This is a genomic window from Puia dinghuensis (assembly GCF_014642875.1).
GTDB classification, from domain to species: domain Bacteria; phylum Bacteroidota; class Bacteroidia; order Chitinophagales; family Chitinophagaceae; genus Puia; species Puia dinghuensis.
The window spans coordinates 491,086-510,688 of record NZ_BMJC01000002.1 but is presented as its reverse complement, the minus strand read 5'-3'; the positions used below and the strand labels follow the sequence as shown (position 1 = coordinate 510,688).

The following is a 19,603-nucleotide window of genomic DNA, read 5'->3' as shown; positions in this document are numbered from 1 at the left end:
ACTGGATGTAGATTAAAAGGATGGATTTTACTTTTATTGATCATGGCCGTCAGTTGGCGAAGCCGGGCACAGGATATTACCTTACATGGGATTGTCAAAGACTCTGCAACACAGGCGCCCATCGGCAACGCCAGCATTGCCATAAATGGGCTGCGGGGCGGCGCCCGCTCCAACAGCGAAGGCCGTTTCCGCATACCCGCCACCCAACATGCGGTGACCATCACCGTTACCAGCGTTGGCTACAACGCGCAGACAGTGCACCTTGATTCCGTTCCCGGCTACGAGATTACCTTTACCCTCAGCCGGCAATACAAACAATTGCAAAAGGCCCTGGTCCTCAACAAAAAGCAGCGCTACCGCAACAAGGGCAACCCCGCGGTCGAACTCATCCGGCAGGTGATCGAGCACAAGGACTCCAACCGGATGGAAGCATACACCTATGCCACCTACCAGAAATATGAGAAGCTGGTGGTTTCCGTCGATAAGGTGAATGACAAGATCTCGAAGAACGGTATCCTCCGGCCATATCACTTTCTCATCGAGAACAGTGATACGACCAAGCTGGAAGGTCGTAGGCTTTCCCCGGTGTACCTCGAAGAGACCTATTCCGATAACTATTATCGCAAGAGCCCGGAGAAGACCAAATCCATCGTCACCGGCAAACGCGCCGTGGACTATGGCGAACTCATCGACATGAAGGGGATCAGCATCTACCTCAACCGGCTGTACCAGGACTTCAATGTTTACGACAATAATATCTCCGTCTTCACCAACCTCTTTCTCAGCCCTATTGCCCCTTCGGCGCCCACCTTTTACATGTACTTCATCGACGATACCACAATGGTGGACAGCCAGAAGCTCGTCCGGCTCAGCTTCCGCCCCCGCAATCCCGAAGACCTGCTTTTTCGCGGAACAATGTGGATCACCCTCGATGGCCACTATGCTATCCAGAAACTGCGCCTGCTGGTGAGTAAGAGCATCAACTTCAACTTCGTCCGCTCGATGAATATCAACCAGGACTTTACCCGGCAGGCCGACGGCCGCTACCTGTTGACAAAAAGCGATGTGCTGGGGGATTTCGGCATCACGCAGCAGGGGACGGGCCTCTATGGCGAACGCGAGGTCTCCTTTGTCAATTTTTCCACTAATAAGCCCCTGCCGGACAGCCTTTTCAAAGGACCGTCCACTGAGATACTCGACAGCGCTGAAAGCCAGAATGATTCCTTCTGGGTGGCCCATCGCGTCGATACGCTGACGAATTTCGAATCCAAGGTCTATGCCAACGTGGACAGCCTGCGGCGCATGAAATCCTTCCGCCGCCTCATGGACTGGAGCACCTTCCTCATTGCAGGGTATAAACAGGCCGGTCCGTTCGAATTGGGCCCCGCGAGCACCTTCTACAGCTTCAACCCTGTCGAAGGCTTCCGGCTTCGCTTCGGCGGGAGGACCACCGTCCATTTCAGTAAGCGCTATTACACGGAAGCCTATGCCGCGTATGGATTTAAGGACAAACAATGGAAGTATTTCTTAAGTGGGACTTATTCCCTAAATAATAAATCTATCTATGGCTTCCCGCAGCACTATGTCCGCGTATCCTATCAGCGGGAGACCCAGATCCCCGGTCAGCAGTTGCAATTCGTCCAGGAAGATAACTTCCTACTTTCCTTCAAGCGCGGCAACAATGACAAGTGGCTTTACAACAACAACTTTCGCATCCAATATGTAAGGGAGTTGCGCGATCACCTGTCCTATGACTTTGGATTCCGTTGGTGGAAACAGTTCCCGGCGGGTACGATATCGTATATCGCGGGTAATGGCACCGACACTATCCGGAGCATCACCACCAGCGAGATCTCGGGTGGCATCCGCTGGGCGCCCCACGAACAGTTCTATATCGGGAAGCTCTACCGCGTACCCATTTTCAATAAATATCCCATCATCGCGCTGCAGTGGACGGCCGGTTTCAAGAACCTGTTCGGTGGCCAGTACAATTACCAAAACATCGATCTCAATTTCTTCAAACGCTTCTACGAATCCTTTTTAGGGTACACCGACATCACCACCGACTTCGGCTATATCATCGGCAAAGTGCCCTTCCCCCTCCTGGATGTTCATCACGCCAACCAGACCTTTGCCTACCAGATGGAGTCTTATAACCTCATGAACTTCCTGGAATTTGTCAGCGACCATTATGCAGCGGTCAATATCGACCACTATTTCAACGGATTCTTCTTCAATAAGATACCGCTGATGAAGAAATTGAAATGGCGGGAGGTGATCGAGGCCAAGATCCTGTTCGGCGGCATCCGCAATGAGAACAACCCGGTGATCCACCCCGAACTGATCAAATATCCCCTCACCAACGGCCAGACCGAGACCTTCTCCCTTAGTAATACCCCTTACGTGGAAGCAGGCTTTGGCATTGCCAATATCTTCAAAATTATACGCGTGGATTTCATCAAGCGGTTTACCTATCTTAACCACCCGGATATCCCCACATGGGGCATTCGGGCGCGGACCAAATTCGATTTTTAAGTAAATTTGAAAAATGTGTCGCAACTAAGAGGAGCCACGATCTATGAGCACACGAAAAAAACTACAACTCGGCATTTATAAGGTCATCAATCCCCTGGTGAGATTGCTGATCCGGATGGGGCTGACACCCAACATGGTCACCACTATCGGGCTGATCCTTAACATCGGCGTCGCCATCATCTTCATAAGCGGGGCCGAAGAAGGCCGCCGGGGCGATCTCTCTTATATCGGCTGGGCCGGCGCCCTCATCCTATTTGCCGGACTCTTCGATATGCTCGACGGCCAGGTGGCCCGGCTCGGCAACATGAGCTCTACCTTCGGCGCGCTCTATGACTCCGTGCTCGATCGCTACAGCGAACTCATCCTCTTCCTCGGCATTTGCTATTACCTCGTCGCGCATCACTATTTCATCAGCAGCCTCTTCGCCTTTATTGCGCTCATCGGCAGCATAATGGTCAGCTATACACGCGCCCGCGCCGAAGGTCTCGGCATCGAATGTAAGGATGGCCTCATGCAGCGGCCCGAACGTGTCATCGTCATTGGTGTCTCCGCCCTCGCCTGTGGCATCGCTTCGCGGTGGATGGGCGGCGACTATAAGATACCCTGGCCCAATGCCCGCTTCCCTATCTTCGAAACAATTTCGATTTTCACCATCCCGCTTACCATCCTGGCCTTTCTTGCCAACATCACGGCTATCGGCCGTTTACGGGATGCAAAAAAGGCCCTCGAAGCAAGAGCTGCCGCAGCCGCTGCACCCGCGGCGGGCAGCGCCGCCGCCCCTCATGATGGCATGGCTACTCCCACCGGCGCCACTACGGCTATCCCGGCTCAGAAAAAATCTTCACTTCCCGGCGCAACGGTGGTGGTTATTCTTATCGTTTCACTCATCGGCTTGCCGGGCAGTGCACAACCTGCATCGGCCACGGCATCTGTCCCGGCGGCGCCGGCGATCGCATCGGCCACTCCGAACACCGCAGGTGTCGTTCACCCCAGACCCGCCGTCATCAACGACCCGGTCGACACCTTCCCGGTACCGCCCGTCAACGCCAACTCCTTGTTTTATCTGCAACGTACGCCCAATACGAATACTATCATTTGCGAGCTCAATCAAAAAGACGGGGTCCTCGACAAGGATGAGCCTGTTCGGGTCTTGTGGCTCCGCTACACCGAACAAGGGCAGCGGCAGGATCTCAACTGGATCCAGCGTCACTTCGCCTATGGACTTAAAGAACGCGACCTCGGCAATGGCATATACGAGCTGCGTTTCGTTTCCTACAAAAAAATACCGATGTATCTGATGCGATCGCCCGTCGACAATAAACGCCACGTCTATGCCACCATCGACGGCCGGCAGGCGATACTCAAGCGTGTCTATATCCGCATCGACCCCGGTGGAACCTTCTGGTCTCCCAATGTAAAATACCTGGAGCTAAAAGGCACTGATCCACAAACCGGCAAAGAACTCATCCAACGGTTTAATGTCTAGTGCTCATGGACACCACAATGGACTCTCCTGGCCCCCGGCCGCTCACCGGCACCCCGCTTACGCTTCGCACCGCACTGACAGCCGTTGGCATCTCTGTGCTCTACCTTGTTCTTGCTGCTTCGTTGCTCGGATTCAAAACCGATCAACTCATCCTGGTCGGATTATTTAATATCCTCTTCTTTCTGTCCGACCCCACTCGCCGCTTTATTCTTGGTTTCACCGTTTTCATCATATTCTGGGTGCTTTTCGATTCCATGAAACTCTTTCCCAATTACAGGTACAATACCGTCCACATTGAAGACCTCTACCATCTCGAAAAGAGCCTCTTCGGCATAAAAGGCGCTGACGGCGCCATCCGTACGCCAAACGAATTTTGGTATCTGCACCGCCAGACCTTTCCCGACATCCTCGCCGGCTGTTTCTATCTCTGCTGGATACCCCTGCCATTGGCCTTCGCCGGCTATCTGTTCTATAAGAACAAGGAAGCCTTTTTCCAATTTGCACTAAGCTTTCTCATCGTCAACTTCGTTGGCTTCATCGTTTATTATGTCTGTCCGGCGGCGCCACCCTGGTATGTTCAGCAATACGGTTTTGCCTTCAACGCCCATACCCCCGGAAATACCGCGGGGCTTGGCCGCTGGGACGACTACTTCCATGTTCACGTCTTTTCGGGGCTCTACGCAAAAAGTTCGAATGTCTTTGCAGCCATGCCGTCCTTGCACGCCGCCTACCCACTCACCGTATTGTATTATGGGATAAAATATCGCTTGCGATGGGCAAACGCCCTTTTCGCCGTGATCATGACCGGCATCTGGTTCGCAGCCGTCTATACCAGCCACCATTATGTGCTCGACGTCCTCGCAGGCGTCACCTGTGGGATCATCGGCATCGGCCTCTTTCAGTATATGTATAGGAAGATCGGGTGGTTCACCCGAATGGTAAAGCGATGGATATTGGCTGTTACTCCCCGCTCTGCCGGGACTCCAGAAGCTAGCGCTTCCCAATCCCCTCGACCATGATGTCTACTATGGAATCTATCTGCAGGTCAAGCTGTGGGCTCCGGTTCTGCCCTACCATCAGCGGTACGGCAAGCCCCCGGAAACTGCTTACCATCAAGTAAGCGATGAGTTCGATATTGTCTTCGTTGATCTTCTTGAATTCGCCGTTAGAGACCCCTTCCGCCAGTATCTCTTTTACCAGCTCTACATGCGTGGTGTCGAACTTACTTTTCATTTCAACCATAACGCAATGCAATTCAGCAATTTCACTCTTCAATGCATCGCTTAGGTTACACAGTTGGCTCAGCTTTTCCAGGCGGCACCGGCAATAAGCCTTTAGCTTCTCCTTACTGGTGCTGGCTTCGCGTAGCGATTGTTGGATTTCGTCCAGCAATTCGTCCATTTCAGCATAGATCACTGCCTCGAAAATATCCTCCTTGCTCGGATAATAATAGTAAAGCGAACTCTTCGCCTTGCCCAAGCTACGGGCAATGTCGCCCATGGTCGTTTTCTTGAACCCCGATTTCTTGAAAAGGACCCTGGCCGTATCGACGATCTCCCGCACTATGATCTCATCCCGTTGAAGCGTTTCAGCCATAATGGCAAATTTACACGTTTTACTTCCCCGATTCGGTTAATGGCTCGTGAATCTTGGATTGCTGCGAGACAATATTTACATTTGTCTCACCCTGCACCCTGGATAAGACAACCGCTTCATTCTTCCATTCAACCCCTGTAAAACATGAGCATTCAACTTAACTGCATTCTTCTCATCGATGACGATGAACCAACCAACTTTCTGAATAAGCTGACCCTGGAACAAGCTGGCTGTGCACGCCAGATCCACGTCGCCCAAAGCGGCCAGGAAGCACTCGACTACCTGCGGAACGCCAATCCCCGGCCCGATCTCATTTTCCTGGATATCAATATGCCGGCCATGGATGGCTGGGAGTTTCTGGAAAGATATCGTAACCTGCCGGCTGCAAAGAAGGCCGACATCGTCCTGATCATGCTCACGACATCACTCAACCCCGACGATGAAATACGTACCCGCTCGATCCCCGAAGTCTCGGGCTTCGAGAACAAGCCACTGAGCCACGATCAGCTCGGCAACCTCCTGAAAAAATATTTCAGCAAAAACTAACCGGTCTGGCTATGCGCGTCAGATGCCTGAATGCAAATAGTCCTTCAGATGGGTTATGGTCTCCTCATGGGTCAGTATGGTCTCTCGCACCACATCGTTGATGGAAACGATGCCACATAACACATCCTTCTCAAACACCGGCAGATACCGGATGTTTTTGTCGGACATTAATTGCATACAGAATTCCACCGTGTCGCTTGGCTTGACGGCAGGGAAATCCTTTGACATGATCTCCGACACCGGCGTGTCGGTGGAGGACTTGCCTTTCAGGATCACCTTCCGGGAATAATCTCTCTCGGTCATGATCCCAAGGTATTCGTTCCCCTCCAGCACCAGCACCGATCCGATGTTCTGGTCGGCCATGATCCGCAGGGCTTCCAGAACGGTAGTTTGGGGGCCTACAGAAGTGATGCGGGCTCCCTTGTGAGAAAGTATATCAGCGACTTTTTTCATACAGCCTGATTTTTGGTGAGGAATCTTTTTATCGTTTTTTTCAATTTAACAAAAAAAGACATAAGATTCGCCAGTTTCATAACATTTTATTCTACGGGACCCTCGTCCCTGGCCCATTCACCTATATTTGCAGCTTCAACCATCCTCAATGCGCACCGTCCTTCTCATTACCCTCCTGGCTCTCAATCTTGTACCCGCTTCGCTCCCGGCCCAGACCCCGCCGCCCGCCATCGTACTCGATCAACTGGGCTTCTATCCCGACGCTCCCAAATACGCCGTTGTCACGGGTGTCGCCGCGAAAGATGTATTTTATATCGTCTCGGTTGCCAATAATACCCCTTCCTGGCAAGGGCGTGTCGACACCGTGTTCTTTGGCCGGCTAGGCCCGTCGACACCTTCCGCCAATTCTTCGATGATCACCCGGCTTGCGGACTTCAGCGCTTTCCATCGTCCCGGCGTCTATCGGGTCATCGTCCCGGGCTTCCCTAATTCCTATCCCTTCACCATCGGCCCGAATGTTTTCACCCAGCTGACCGCGGCCGCGTTAAAAGGTTATTACTACCAGCGATCGGCCATGACCCTTACTCCTGGCTATGCAGGGCTCTGGAGCCGGCCCGCCGGTCACCCCGATACAGTGGTGCTTGTTCATCCTTCCGCCGCATCGACGCTGCGGCCTGCCGGCACTGTCATCTCTTGCCCGGGCGGCTGGTATGATGCCGGCGATTACAACAAATACATCGTCAACTCCGGCATCACCATGGGCACCCTCTTCGATGCATGGGAAGACTTCCCGGAATACTTTGATACCCTTCATTCCAACATCCCGCCCCTCCCAATGCCGCCCAACGCCGCAGGCGCCCGCGACGCCCATGACTCCCGTGACGCCACCTCCCGCCTCCCCGATCTCCTCAACGAGTCTATTTATAACCTGCGCTGGATGCTGACTATGCAGGACCCGGCCGATGGCGGCGTCTATCACAAATGCACAAACGCAGCTTTCGATAGCATGGTCATGCCGGGTGTCACAAAAACTCCGCGTTATGTAGTGCAGAAAAGCACCGCCGCCACCCTCGACTTTGCCGCCGTCACCGCACAGGCTGCCCGCATTTTTGCAAAGTATCGCCGTCAACTGCCCGGCCTGGCCGACTCCTGTCGCCGCGCTGCCATAGCGGCCTGGCAATGGGCGCACCAACACCCCGATGTCCTCTATGACCAGGATGCGATGAATAAGAACTTTACGCCTGCTGTCACCACCGGAGCCTATGGTGACCGTCACCTGGAAGATGAATGGTTTTGGGCCGCGGCCGAACTGCTCGTCACAACGTCCGACGCCCAGTACCTTCTTGCCGTTCGCGGCCAGCTCAACACTCCCTTGTCCCTGCCTTCCTGGTCCAACGTCGCCATGATGGGCGACTATTCCTTGCTGCATCATCGGGCTACGCTTCCAAATACCCTGCAGCCGGCTCTCGACAGCATAAAACAACAATTGCTGCAAATGGCAGATGCATATGTGAACCGACTGCCTGCCACCGCTTTTCATACCGTGATGGGCGAGAAAGTCAGCGATTTTGTCTGGGGAAGTAATTCAGTGGCTGCCAACCAGGGCATGTTGCTCATCAACGCGTGGTTGCAGCAACACGACCGCAAGTATCTTGATGCAGCGCTCACCAATCTCGACTATATCCTCGGGCGCAATGCCCTCAACGAATGCTTCGTCACTGGCCTAGGCAGCCATTCTACCATGCATCCGCATCACCGTCCTTCCGTCGCCGACGGCATCGACGCGCCCGTACCCGGCCTCCTTGCCGGTGGACCCAACCCCGGCCGGCAGGACCATCAAACGTACGCTTACACCGAACCTGAAACTGCTTATACCGACCAGAGCGGCGCCTTCGCCTCCAACGAGATCGCCATCAACTGGAATGCCCCACTGGTCTATCTCGCCGGAGCTATCGAAGCCCTGCAGGCAAATTTCCTCAGGTGATAATCATTATCTTCGCTTAACATAAACCTCGCTCCTATGCTCAAGAACTTCATCACCATCGCCTGGCGCAACATCCGGAAGCACAAGGCCTATGCCGCCATCAACATTCTCGGTCTTTCCCTCGGCGTCGCCTGCAGCATCCTCATTTTTGTTCTGGTTCATTACCATCTCAGCTTCGACACCTTCCACGCAAACAAAGATCGCATCTACCGCATCGTAACCGAATTCCACGACGAAGTCGCCGACTATTCCCAGGGCACACCCACACCCCTCGGCAAAGCCTTCCGCAAGGACTACGACTATGCCGAAAAGACCGCCCGTGTCATCAATTATGGCGACGCACTCGTCACTTTCCAAAACGCCGGCGTCACAAAAAAATTCCTCGAACAGCCAGGCATCTCTTATGCAGAACCCGACTATTTCGACATCTTCAACTTTCCACTCGTTGAAGGGGATAAGGCTACGGTCCTGCACGCTCCTGGTGAGGCCCTCATCACCGAAAAGCTCGCAAAAAAATACTTCGGTGATGCAAACACCGCGATGGGAAAGACCATCCGTATAAATAACGGCGCCGATTTTCACATCACCGGCATCCTGCGGGATATCCCTGTCAATACCGATAGGCGGGAAGAGATATACCTTTCCTATGACAACCTGAAAGACCGCAGCGCCAAACTCGCCGGTGACAGCAGCTGGGGAAGCGTCTACAGCCAGGCCATGTGCTTCACGCGGCTTAGGCCAACCGTCACCGCGGCTCAGGTGAACCGGGGGCTTGCCGTCGTGGGTAAAAAATACCAGAAGGGTAGGGACGCCCAGACCACTATTTTCCGGCTGCAACCCCTTGCCGACATTCACTTCAACCCCACCTTCGACGGAACAGCGGATAAAAAATATCTCTGGGCCCTGTCCTTTATCGGCCTGTTCATCCTCATCACCGCTTGTGTCAACTTCATCAATCTTGCTACCGCCCAGGCCCTGAACCGCAGCACCGAGGTCGGTATCCGTAAAGTGCTCGGTGGCCTGCGCAGCCAGCTCTTCTGGCAGTTCATCGCCGAGACGGCCCTCATCGCCCTCTTCGCCGTGGTCATCGGTTATGCCCTTGCAGGCGCTATCCTTCCCGCCCTCAACGATCTATTCAAAACTACGATCGATCTCACCTTCCTCACCGACCCGGCTGCCATCGGCTTCTGTGTTGCATTGCTGCTTGTCGTCATCTTCCTGTCGGGCTCCTATCCCGGTCTCGTCCTGTCGCGTTTTCAGCCGGTGCAGGCGCTAAAAAGCCGCCTCTTGCAGCATCAGGTTGGCGGCTTTTCTCTCCGCCGCATCCTCGTCGTTACCCAGTTCGCCATCTCCCAGATGCTGATCATCGGGGTCATCGTCGTCGCCGGTCAGTTGCATTACGTACAGACCACGGATCTCGGCTTCAATAAGGAAGCCATTGTCCTGCTTCCCGTGCCTGTCAATGACGCGGTGAAGATCAATACCCTGCGTACTCGTATCCGCGAAACAGCGGGTGTCGATAAGCTCTCTTTCTGCGCCAATCCACCGGCTACCGAATCCAACAGCTCGACAAATATTCATTTTGACAATCGAAAAGAAGACGAACACTGGGAAGTAAGCAAAAAACCCGCCGATATCGATTATCTGTCTACCTTTGGTTTGCACCTTGTGGCCGGTCGCAATTTTTTCCCTGCCGACTCGAATCGCGAATACCTGGTCAACGAAACCATGGTCAGAAGGTTGAACCTTTCTTCTCCATCCGAGGCCGTCGGAAAACAAATGAGCATTCAAGGAAAACCCGGCCCCATCGTTGGTGTCGTCAGGGATTTCAATAACTTCTCCCTGCATTCCGACATCCTCCCCATTTGCATCTTCCCAAGCGCCCGCGACTACGCCACCTGTGCGGTGAAGCTCGACCCCGCGCATATCCATACCGATCTTATTGCCATGGAAAAGATATGGAACGAAACCTTCCCTGACTATCTGTATTCCTATACCTTCCTCGACGACAAAATCGCTAAATTTTATGAGAGCGATATCTCCCTTCTGCGGATGATCGAAGGCTTCGCGGCCATCGCGGTCTTCATCGGCTGTCTAGGGTTATACGGTCTCACCTCTTTTATGGCCGTGCGCAAGACAAAGGAGATCGGGGTTCGCAAGGTGCTCGGTGCAGGCATCCCTGGTATCCTCTGGCTCTTTGGCCGCGAATTCACCCGGCTCGTCATCATCGCCTTTGTCATAGCCGCACCGGCCGCTTGGTGGGTGATGCACAATTACCTGCAGGATTTTAAATACCGGATACCGATAGGCCCTGGAATCTTCCTGCTCTCCATTGCAGCGACTGCGACGATCGTCGTATTCACCGTCAGCTACCAGTCTATCCGCACTGCTCTGGCCAACCCCGTGAGGGCTTTACGTAGCGAATAGAGGACCACGGGCCAAAACAAAAAAGCCCCTGCCGAAGCAGGGGCCTTTCAACTATTTACAGCAGCAGCGGCTACAGCGGCCGCACCCAGATATTTCTGAAACTGATGGGCTCACTCTTATCTCCATGCGCCTGCAACTTGATAGGAGAGGGGCCGTGAGCCTTATAATAGGGCTTTCCGATATAGCGTGTCTGGCCCTTCAGCTCAAAATGGTTCTGCACCAGCACGCCATTGAGAAAGGCTGTCACTTTCGCTGGTGAAGCAAGGCTGCCATCGGCATTGAAGACCGGCGCTGTCCACACCACGTCATAACTCTGCCATTCCCCGGGCTTCCGGCAGGGATTGGCCAGCGGGATGCTCTGCTTATAGACAGCACCTACTTGTCCATTCGTATAGGTCTTGTTATTGTAGTTATCCAATATCTGCAACTCATAACCCTCATCGCCTTTACCTGTCGACGCCAGGAAAAGCCCGCTGTTACCCCTCGCCTGGTCTTCTCCCGTAATATCGCTGGGAATGCGGTACTCCAGATGCAGCTGATAATTGGTAAAAGCCTGTTTGGTCTGGATATTGCCCGCCTTTTTATTGACGGTGAGGATACCTTTGTCAACGATCCAGTCGGCAGGGGCTCCATCGGAGACCCGCACCCAGGCATCTTCATTTTTCCCGTCGAAGAGGATAACGGCATCGGAAGGCGGCGCCCCCACGGTCGTAGCAGGAGTCACGACGGGCGGGACAGGACTGTAAACTTCCGTGGCACGGTGATCAGTAGAGTCGTACTGTGCCATCACCAGGGTGCTACCGACCAGCAGGCTCATCGGCAAAAGGACGAGCGCTTTTGTAAAGGAGGGAGAAGCAAAATGGGTCATAAAGCAAATAATGTTAAGAATGAACGGCCAATTTAGGATAAATTTTTAATTTACAGGTACAATAAAACCTTCCCTCACATGCAACGGCTTGTCATGCTTTCCCTCTCCCTGCTGGCTATGTCCTCCTTTCTTACTATCGCGGCTCAATCTCCGGCTCCCCGTGTCAAGGTCGCAAACGGCATCCTCGAGGGCGTCACAGAAGCCAGCGGCGTCCGATCTTTCAAAGGCATCCCCTTTGCCGCTCCGCCCGTCGGCAATCTGAGATGGCGGGAGCCCCAACCCGCCGCCAACTGGGAAGGCGTGCGCAGAGCCGATCATTTCGCCGCCAGGGGTATGCAACTGCCCGTCTTTGCCGACATGCAATTCCGTTCAGCAGGAATGAGTGAAGATTGTCTCTATTTGAATGTGTGGATGCCTGCCGATGCCGGCGCCGGGAAGAAATTACTTCCCGTGCTGGTCTATTTCTTTGGCGGTGGCTTTGTCGGCGGCGACGGCTCGGAATACCGGTATGACGGTGAGAGCATGGCGACAAAAGGCATCGTCGCCATCACCGTTACGTATCGCCTTGGCATCTTTGGCTTTTTTGCCCATCCCGAACTCACCAGGGAATCCCCGCATCACGCCTCCGGCAACTATGCTCTTCTCGACCAGGCCGCAGCCCTGAAATGGGTGCAACAAAATATAAAGGCCTTTGGCGGCGATCCAAAAAGAGTGACCATTGCCGGCGAGTCCGCAGGTTCTATTGCCGTTTCTGCTCAAATGGCCTCGCCCTTGTCGAAAGACCTTATCGCCGGGGCGATAGGGGAGAGCGGCTCCATTCTCGGAGCGTTGTCGGCGATCCCCCTCGATCGTGCCGAACAAAACGGTGAGGCGTTCGCAAAAGCCTGCGGCGCAAATTCCCTGGCCGACCTGCGGGCGATGACCGCAGAACAAGTGCTCGATGCAGTAAAAAAAGGAAACCCCTTCCGCTTCCCGCCTGATATCGATGGTTACTTCTTCCCACAAGGCCCCTATGCTATTTATGCAGCAGGCATGCAGGCGCATGTGCCCTTACTGGTCGGCTGGAATTCCGAAGAGTCAAATTATCGGGCAATAATCGGCAACGATGCACCCACCCTCGATAACTACGATAAAGCGATAAAGAAATTGTATGGCACAGGCGCCGATTCCGTCCTGCAGGTCTATCATCCCGCATCCGACGACGAGGTACAGGCCGTCGCGACAGCCCTCGCCTCCGATCGCTTCATCGCCTTCAGCACCTGGAAATGGGCCGATCTACAGATAAAGACGGGGGGCGGCAAATCCGTCTATCGGTATTTCTACGAGCGGCCGCGCCCCGGGGCAACAGGCGCCTCCCACTCCGCCGAGATCGAATATGCCATGGGCAACCTCCCCACAAACAAAGTCTATGCGTGGACTCCGGACGACTATAAGGTCTCGGCTACCATGCAAGCCTATTTCGCCAGCTTCATAAAAACGGGCAACCCCAATGGCCCCGGCCTCCCCGAATGGCCAGCAGCCAATACTTCAGGCGACCCCGTCATGCACATCAACGTCGACAGCAAAGCCCAGCCCGCAGTGCATCAGGATCGCTATTTGTTCATGGACAGTCGTGTAAAAAGGGAATAAAATATACGGTCGGAGCCGGCTTGGCGGATGGCCGGGGCCTGAGCGCCCGCGGTTGGCGGTTATTCGTCAAATGTATTGCCCCAACCTGCATCCTTCAGCTTCTCTGCCTTACCCAGCACCTCTTGCTCCATCTGTTTCTTATACGCGGAAACCCGGAAACTCACCTCGGGATCAAAAGCGCCAATGATCGAACCGGCGAGAATACCCGCATTCTTCGCTCCATTCAGCGCAACCGTAGCCACCGGCACACCGCTGGGCATCTGCAGCATCGACAATATCGAATCCCATCCGTCGATGGAGTTGGAGGACTTCACCGGTACCCCGATCACCGGCAGCGTTGTCAGCGAGGCGATCATTCCCGGCAGATGGGCCGCGCCACCGGCTCCCGCAATGATCACCTTTAATCCGCGCTCTGCTGCCCGGGTGGCATATTGCACCATCCGCAATGGTGTCCGGTGCGCCGACACCACTGTCAGCTCAAAAGGAATGCTAAGCTCTTCCATAATATCGGCAGCGCCCTTCATCACCGTCAGATCGCTGTCGCTGCCCATTATAATTCCTACCAAAGGTTTACTCATATTCGTTTTTGTTAATGGCCCCCGCTCGTCATTGCCGCGGCATCCCGGGCATCCCGCGCATCTTCCGCCCTTTTCTCCACCGCTAACTGTGCCGCAGCGTCCTTACTGATCACCTTCAACGTATGCTTTATCTTGTGCGCTTTATAAACGAGGTCTTGCTTCTCCTTGCTGATGATCGTAACATGTCCCATTTTCCTGCCGGCCTTTGTCTCTTTCTTCCCATAGATATGCACAAACACATTATCCATCTGCAACACCTCATCGAGCCCCTCATAATGCACCTCACCTTCGCATCCATCCGCACCTATCAGGTTGACGATGGCGCCAGGCAGGATAGCCTCCGTATTGCCGAGCGGATAACCCAATATCACCCGCCAGAGCATATCGAACTGTGAACTGTAATTTGCTTCTATCGTATGATGCCCGCTATTATGCACCCGCGGTGCGGTCTCATTGATATAGACCTCTCCTTGTTTGGTCACCAGCAGCTCAACGGCGAAGATCCCCGGACTCTTCAGCTCCTTCACGGCCCTCAGCGAGATGGCTTCCACCTTCCATAATATGCCTTGCTGCAAGTCTGCCGGGCTTATCTGGTAATCCAACAAATTCAACCGCTGGTCGAAGACCATGTCCACCGGCGGATAGATCGCCGTTTCACCCTTATCGCTGATGGCGATGATCTGTGCGATCTCCTTGTCGACAGCGATCATCTTCTCCAATACCCCCGGCTGATCGAAACCCTTCTCCACATCCTCTTTTGTTTGGATCACCTGTACCCCCTTGCCATCATAACCACCCTTCCCGACTTTGTGCACAGCCGGAAGAAAGTCCAGCCTGCTCCTGACTCCATCAAGGTTTTGGGTGATGATATATTCCGCCGTCGGAATACTATGCTCCGTATAAAATTGCTTTTGGGTGATCTTGTTCTTTATCGTTCGCAAAGCCGAGGGCCTTGGATAGATCTTCACCCCCTCTACTTCCAGCTTTTCAAGCGCATCTTCGTTCACCGATTCGATCTCGATCGTCAGCGCATCTAACCCTTTCCCAAATTGGTAAACATCGTCGAAACTGCGGATATCGCCTTTTATAAAATGATGGCAAAGATGGGCTGCCGGGCAATCCTCATCATTCTCCATGACGTAGGTCTCGACAGGGTAGTTGGCCGCTGCCTGCAACAACATCCTTCCCAATTGGCCTCCGCCTAAGATACCTACTTTAATCATGTGTGATTTTTGTGATTATTTCGTCGAAGATAGACAAAACTCAATTCCCAATACCTAAAACCCTTCCCCTTAGCGTAAAAACACTCGCAGTCCATCGAAAAAATACGGTTTTTTGCTTCGTCGATGGTTCGATGTCTAATGGTAAACACGGATTTGCCTGAAAATTAATCCCTTTTGAATCTTTCCTTGTCCGCAAAATTTCCGGCTTCATCCAACCCCGTTGACAAATGTCAAAATTAGTTCTAACTTTACTTGCAATAATCATGCGCCCTGACTATTCGCATAAAATTTTCGGCGACAAGCGATTGCATCATTTCTTCCTGAGAGAAGCGCTTACCCGCACCCGCCCCTGACTAACCCACGCCCCCCATGCTCTGCTCCTGAACCGATGTCTAACCTTATCTATATTTCTTAATTATCATAAAATAAGTTTTACCATGTCTATTGCACCCGCTACAGACGCCCGCAAGCCGGCTGCAACATCGGATTTCCTGCCTCTCCAGGGCACCGACTATGTTGAATTCTATGTAGGCAACGCCAAACAAGCCGCACATTATTATAAATCCGCTTTTGGGTTCCAGTCCATCGCTTATAGCGGCCCGGAAACCGGTAATAAGGATAAGGTCAGCTATGTCGTCCGCCAGAACAAGCTCACCTTTGTCTTTACGACGGCCCTCCGGCCGGGACATCCCGTTGCGGAACACACCAACTTGCACGGTGACGGGGTAAAAGTGATCGCCCTGCGCGTCGATGATGCCACCAGCGCCTGGCGTGAGACAACATCCCGTGGAGGGAAAAGTTGTATGGAGCCCACGACCATCGCCGATAAATGGGGGGATGTAACCCTCAGCGGCATTCACACCTATGGTGACACCGTCCACCTGTTTATCGAACGCAAGAATTACCGCGGCGCCTTTATGCCGGGGTTCCGCGAGTGGCGTACCCACTACAATCCTGCTTCCACCGGTCTGCTCTATGTCGACCACTGCGTCGGCAACGTCGGTTGGAACCAGATGAACCCCTGGGTCAGCTTCTATGAGAAAGTGATGGGCTTCACCAACATCCTTTCTTTTGACGACAAGGACATCTCAACGGAATACTCCGCCCTCATGAGTAAGGTGATGAGCAACGGCAATGGCTTTGTAAAATTCCCGATCAACGAGCCGGCTGAAGGGAAAAAGAAATCCCAGGTCGAAGAATACCTCGAGTTCTATAAAGGGGAAGGCGTACAACATGTCGCACTGGCCACCGCCGATATCGTGGATACCGTCACTCAACTGCGGGATAGAGGCGTGGAATTCCTGCAGGTTCCCACCAGCTACTATGACGAACTGCCCGGCCGGGTCGGCGCCATCGACGAAGACCTCGAACCCCTGAAACAGCTCGGCATCCTGGTCGATCGTGACGAGGAAGGCTATCTGCTACAGATATTTACAAAGCCCGTGGAAGACCGGCCTACTGTGTTCTTCGAGATCATCCAGCGCAAGGGCGCCAAAAGCTTCGGCAAGGGCAATTTCAAAGCCTTGTTCGAAGCCATCGAGCGCGAACAGTCTGCAAGAGGAAACCTGTAGCCGGCTGCCCGGATTATTTGGATTTTTGTCAATACGAAAACCTATATAAACGTTAATAAAGACCTGCTCATATTATAAAATATGGCAGGTTTTTTGTTTATTGTGATAGCTTTGCAGAGGACAAAAATCCCATAACCCGGGACAAAACCGTGGCGGACCCAATTTTTACCCTATTGTATGTATGTAAAAAATCACTTTGTCGCGCTGGTTCTGGTGGCTCTCGCAGGTTTACTGTCTGCCCGCAAGCTTTCCGCTCAAAACTCCGCTTCACAGGTTCATTTTATTGACTACCAAAGGTCGATTCCTAAGGTAGGGGAGATGCTTCGCCGTAAGGAAGACACCCTCATGAAGCAGTTCAGGGAAAAAGGCCTCGCCTGGCCCGCCCGCTTCGTCTATATCCGCAGCTTCAAGTATGATAGTCAGCTGGAGGTATGGGTCAAGAATTCCAAGGAAGAAAAATACCGGTTATTCAAGTCGTATAAGATTTGCGCCATGGCCGGAACCCTGGGGCCTAAACGATATTCCGGTGATTATCAGGTTCCTGAGGGATTCTATTATATAAATGAGTTTAACCCGAAGAGTGAATATCATTTATCGCTGGGACTTAATTACCCGAATGCTTCGGATAGGATTCTTAGTGATTCCCTTCAGCCAGGTAAGGATATCTATATCCATGGCAGCTGCGTGACCACCGGCTGTATCCCTATCACTGACGGCCAAATTGAGGAGCTGTATATCCTGGCCGCTCATGCCAAAGACCTGGGTGAGGATTTCATCCCCGTCCACATCTTCCCGGTGAACTTCAACAACTCCCACAGCGTCGACTATCTCAACAAATACTTACAAACCTTCTCCGAATACACCCCCTTCGCCAAGAGCATGCGCAACGCCTTCCTCTACTTCGAGAAATACCGCGAGGTTCCCTTCGTTATGGTCAACGGGAAAGGCGAATATGTCACCGAGGAAGTGGCTCCTAACGAGGCCGAGGTAAAGATCGCCGATGTAGAGCCCGTGGCCGCCGCCGCCAAAAAGAGACCGGCTGCCACCCGGCCGCAGCGCATCAACCCCATCCCGGACGACCAGATCGCCCGATCGGTTGACCACCTGCCCGTCTACCCCGGCGGCAACGATGCCTTCCAGGACTTTCTCAACCGGCTGGGTAAAGAAGAAGTAAAGGACCTCACCCAGGGCCAGACAAAGGCCTTTATCATGGTCGAATATGTTATCGACTCCGTCGGTAAACCCGTCTATGCAAAGGTGATCCGCGGCGGCAACGACGATCTCAACACCAAGGTCGAAGACGCTTTCCTCGGTATGCCCCAATGGGCCCCCGCCGCCCACCTCGGCGCCCGCGTCCCCATCCGCCTCAAACAGACTGTCATGATTGGGGCGAATTAAGGCCTGCTCTCCTGCCTCCGGGGGGCCATCAGCGCATTAGCACTTGAACAGTCTCCCACGTCTGCTGACGCAACACTTCCTGCCGATGGGCCGTCAGGCGCTGCAACACATCTGCATTATAATGTCGTATCGTCAATAGCGTAAGTCCCCGTTCGACCTGTACTTCAAAAAGATCGGCAGCCGCCAACGCCAACCGCTCGATACGCGCCGGCCGGTCGTCAAGGCACACCTGGATGCTTACCGCTCCGCTCTGGATAAGATTGGGCTTCACCCGCACCTGACCCAAAAGGTCGTACAACCGCGCCATGCCCGTCTCGCCGACAAAGGAGAAATCAGTTGAATGCAGCTGTACCAGCACCTGGTCGTGCTTTAGCACGATGATGGGCGGCAACCCATGCACCGACTTATTATGAATGACAGTGCCAGGCAGGCTAGCGTCGAGAAAGCATTTGACATACAACGGGATACCCTTGTTCTGCAACGGCTTTATCGTCTTGGGGTGAATCACCTGTGCCCCATAATAGGCCATTTCGATCACCTCGTCATAGTTGAGTTCGGGCAGGATGACGGCGTCGGGGAACTGCTTGGGATCGGCATTCATCACTCCTACCACATCCTTCCAGATGGTTTGGCCCTCCGCATCCACCAGGTTGGCGAATACCGCTGCCGTATAGTCACTGCCTTCCCGGCCCAGCGTTGTGCTTTCATTATCCGAGGTGGCGCCGATGAATCCCTGGGTCACGATGAGATCATCCTCCCCGAACAACGGTAACACTTCCTCCTTCACCTTCCTTCCCGTCACTTCCCAGTCGATGACCGCATCACGGAAATTGGCGTCCGTCCGGAAAATGTCACGCACATCGATCCATTGATTGCCGATGCCCGACTCGGCCAGATAGGCGCTGACGATGGAAGTAGACAATAACTCCCCAATGCATACCACCTGATCGTAATAATAATCAAAATCCCGCACCGGTTTATCGTGCAACAGCCACTCCGCCTCCGTAAAGAAATCCCGCAGCTGCGCTTCCAGCGCCAGATAGTTCTGTACTAACAAGTATTTCGCTGTCGTCAGATGGCTATCCTTCACCTGCTGAAAGAGCCGCAGTGCTTCTTCCTTATGCCCTTCGTAAAAGGCCTCCGCCACTTTCTCCAGGGCATTGGTCGTCTTGCCCATCGCGGAGACAACTACCAGTATTTTTTCACCAGGGTATTGGCGGAGGATGGCCGGCAGCTGCCGGATACGGTCGACACTATTGACGCTGGCCCCGCCGAATTTGAAAATTTTCATTGCGCAAATATAAGGGAT

15 protein-coding genes are annotated in these 19,603 nt (G+C 53.5%); 9 read left to right on the top strand and 6 right to left on the bottom strand.

Annotated features, from left to right (window positions below):
- The first annotated feature begins 42 nt into the window (after window positions 1–42).
- Genes IEY39_RS10385 through IEY39_RS10370 form a run of 3 tightly spaced genes read left to right on the top strand, consistent with a single transcriptional unit; the run spans window position 43 to window position 5,040 of the window.
- On the top strand, window positions 43–2,535 hold the full coding sequence (locus tag IEY39_RS10385) for a DUF5686 family protein (protein ID WP_229688862.1): 2,493 nt from the start codon (window positions 43–45) through the stop codon (window positions 2,533–2,535).
- Between the two features lie 43 nt (window positions 2,536–2,578).
- Window positions 2,579–4,021: a DUF4833 domain-containing protein gene (locus IEY39_RS29770; protein ID WP_229688861.1), complete on the top strand. Its 1,443-nt coding sequence runs from the start codon at window positions 2,579–2,581 to the stop codon at window positions 4,019–4,021.
- Window positions 4,022–4,026: 5 nt separating this feature from the next.
- Window positions 4,027–5,040 carry a phosphatase PAP2 family protein gene (locus IEY39_RS10370; protein ID WP_229688860.1) on the top strand — a complete coding sequence of 338 codons (1,014 nt, stop codon included), beginning with the start codon at window positions 4,027–4,029 and terminating at the stop codon, window positions 5,038–5,040.
- Here the strand turns inward: IEY39_RS10370 and IEY39_RS10365 are convergent.
- Window positions 5,012–5,617 carry a TetR/AcrR family transcriptional regulator gene (locus tag IEY39_RS10365; protein ID WP_188931154.1) on the bottom strand — a complete coding sequence of 202 codons (606 nt, stop codon included), beginning with the start codon at window positions 5,615–5,617 and terminating at the stop codon, window positions 5,012–5,014. The genes IEY39_RS10370 and IEY39_RS10365 overlap by 29 nt on opposite strands.
- 144 nt (window positions 5,618–5,761) lie before the next feature.
- Between IEY39_RS10365 and IEY39_RS10360 the strand changes: the two genes are divergently transcribed.
- Window positions 5,762–6,163, top strand: coding sequence for a response regulator (locus IEY39_RS10360; protein ID WP_188931152.1), 402 nt, complete (start codon window positions 5,762–5,764; stop codon window positions 6,161–6,163).
- 18 nt (window positions 6,164–6,181) lie between these two features.
- Here IEY39_RS10360 and IEY39_RS10355 read toward each other — a convergent pair whose 3' ends face one another.
- On the bottom strand, window positions 6,182–6,616 hold the full coding sequence (locus IEY39_RS10355) for a CBS domain-containing protein (protein WP_188931150.1): 435 nt from the start codon (window positions 6,614–6,616) through the stop codon (window positions 6,182–6,184).
- 148 nt (window positions 6,617–6,764) lie between these two features.
- Between IEY39_RS10355 and IEY39_RS10350 the strand changes: the two genes are divergently transcribed.
- Complete coding sequence (locus IEY39_RS10350) at window positions 6,765–8,600, top strand: glycoside hydrolase family 9 protein (protein WP_188931148.1); 1,836 nt, start codon at window positions 6,765–6,767, stop codon at window positions 8,598–8,600.
- Window positions 8,601–8,636: 36 nt separating this feature from the next.
- Window positions 8,637–11,027 carry an ABC transporter permease gene (locus IEY39_RS10345; RefSeq protein ID WP_188931146.1) on the top strand — a complete coding sequence of 797 codons (2,391 nt, stop codon included), beginning with the start codon at window positions 8,637–8,639 and terminating at the stop codon, window positions 11,025–11,027.
- A gap of 70 nt (window positions 11,028–11,097) precedes the next feature.
- On the opposite strand, the gene IEY39_RS10340 is transcribed toward IEY39_RS10345, so the two are convergent.
- Window positions 11,098–11,895, bottom strand: a complete 798-nt coding sequence (locus IEY39_RS10340) for a 3-keto-disaccharide hydrolase (protein WP_229688859.1) — start codon at window positions 11,893–11,895, stop codon at window positions 11,098–11,100.
- A gap of 78 nt (window positions 11,896–11,973) precedes the next feature.
- Between IEY39_RS10340 and IEY39_RS10335 the strand changes: the two genes are divergently transcribed.
- On the top strand, window positions 11,974–13,524 hold the full coding sequence (locus IEY39_RS10335) for a carboxylesterase/lipase family protein (RefSeq protein ID WP_188931144.1): 1,551 nt from the start codon (window positions 11,974–11,976) through the stop codon (window positions 13,522–13,524).
- Between the two features lie 59 nt (window positions 13,525–13,583).
- Here IEY39_RS10335 and purE read toward each other — a convergent pair whose 3' ends face one another.
- Window positions 13,584–14,102 (bottom strand): 5-(carboxyamino)imidazole ribonucleotide mutase, encoded by a 519-nt coding sequence (gene purE, locus IEY39_RS10330; RefSeq protein ID WP_188931141.1) that lies wholly within the window; start codon window positions 14,100–14,102, stop codon window positions 13,584–13,586.
- Between the two features lie 11 nt (window positions 14,103–14,113).
- On the bottom strand, window positions 14,114–15,325 hold the full coding sequence (locus tag IEY39_RS10325; protein WP_188931140.1) for a 5-(carboxyamino)imidazole ribonucleotide synthase: 1,212 nt from the start codon (window positions 15,323–15,325) through the stop codon (window positions 14,114–14,116).
- 437 nt (window positions 15,326–15,762) lie between these two features.
- On the opposite strand from IEY39_RS10325, the gene hppD reads away from it, so the two are divergent.
- Window positions 15,763–16,896 carry a 4-hydroxyphenylpyruvate dioxygenase gene (gene hppD, locus IEY39_RS10320; protein ID WP_188931139.1) on the top strand — a complete coding sequence of 378 codons (1,134 nt, stop codon included), beginning with the start codon at window positions 15,763–15,765 and terminating at the stop codon, window positions 16,894–16,896.
- Window positions 16,897–17,073: 177 nt separating this feature from the next.
- Window positions 17,074–18,294 (top strand): L,D-transpeptidase family protein, encoded by a 1,221-nt coding sequence (locus IEY39_RS10315; protein WP_188931138.1) that lies wholly within the window; start codon window positions 17,074–17,076, stop codon window positions 18,292–18,294.
- Between the two features lie 28 nt (window positions 18,295–18,322).
- Here the strand turns inward: IEY39_RS10315 and IEY39_RS10310 are convergent, their stop codons facing one another.
- Window positions 18,323–19,585, bottom strand: a complete 1,263-nt coding sequence (locus IEY39_RS10310; RefSeq protein ID WP_188931137.1) for an aspartate kinase — start codon at window positions 19,583–19,585, stop codon at window positions 18,323–18,325.
- Window positions 19,586–19,603: the final 18 nt, after the last annotated feature.